The 1,193-nt window shown below is 42.8% G+C and carries 1 protein-coding gene; it reads left to right on the top strand.

All coding sequences use genetic code 11. From position 1 onward, the window contains the following. Positions 1-116: 116 nt before the first annotated feature. Positions 117-1,193: IS1182 family transposase (locus HMPREF9141_RS12295; protein WP_007369101.1), on the top strand; the 1,077-nt coding region annotated here is incomplete at its 3' end.

The following is a 1,193-nucleotide window of genomic DNA, read 5'->3' as shown; positions in this document are numbered from 1 at the left end:
GGGTGTGTCAAAATGTACACATCCTCTTTTTTATGCACAAAGCCCCGACTTTCTCAAGTCAGGGCTTTGCTATTTCCTAAAGTTTTTGTACCTTTAGGCATACAAAAAATCTCATTATGACAAAGGTACACTTTCGTTCTTACATACACAAGAAAATGATTCTTTTTCCTCAAAGAATCGATAGGGATATCGCAGAAGATGACCCTGTTCGTCTTTTAGACGCCTTGGTGGATAATCTTATGTTGGATAATGTCTACAAGCTTTATAAGCCCAGTGGTCGCAAGCCGTATCATCCGCAAATGATGTTCAAGGTGATTCTTTACGCCTATATGAACAACATCTATTCCTGCCGTCGTATAGAGTCGCTTCTCAAGCGTGACATTCATTTCATCTATCTGGCAGGATATGAGCAGCCTGATTTTATTACCATCAATCGTTTTCGTAATCGTGTGAAAAAGGAAATCAACAATATCTTCACACAAGTGGTATTAGTACTTGCAGCCAAAGGTTTGATAAGTCTTGACGTTGAATATATTGACGGCACAAAAATAGAATCGAAAGCCAACAAGTATACCTTCGTTTGGAAGAGAACCGTGGAAAAGAACCGCGCCAGGTTGCAGGAACAAATACGCACACTCTTGCTTCAGGTTGATGATGTCATAGCGCAGGACAATGCCGCTAAAACAGAAGGTGTCGAGTTTACTGCAGCTCTGCTCGATGAGATATCCGAGGAATTGAACAAGTCTTTGGAATCAGCCCCTGAGCCTAAGACAAAAGAAGAGAAGCAGGCTGTTAGAACCAAGAAAAAACAGCTTAAAGAACTTGAGAAGAAACGTAATAAACTCCAGGAGTATGACCAGCACCTTGAGATTATGGGAGAGAGAAACTCCTACAGCAAGACCGACCCTGATGCCACGTTTATGCACATGAAGGAGGACGCTATGCGGAACGGACAGACTAAGCCTGGATATAATCTGCAGATAGCAACGGAGAACCAGTTCATCACCGACTTTGCACTCTATGCCAACCGTACTGATACTCTCACACTTCCCTCTTTCCTGGAGTCCTTCAAGTCACGCTATCATCGTTATACCAAGACAGTCGTAGCCGATTCGGGATATGGCTCCGAGGAGAACTATCTGTTCATGGACGTACATAATATGGAAGCCTATGTGAAGTATAACTGCTTCCAC

The sequence above is a fragment of the Prevotella multiformis DSM 16608 genome (assembly GCF_000191065.1).
GTDB lineage: Bacteria > Bacteroidota > Bacteroidia > Bacteroidales > Bacteroidaceae > Prevotella > Prevotella multiformis.
Note: the sequence above shows the minus strand (reverse complement) of the source record. Positions and strands in the feature narration are given on the sequence as shown.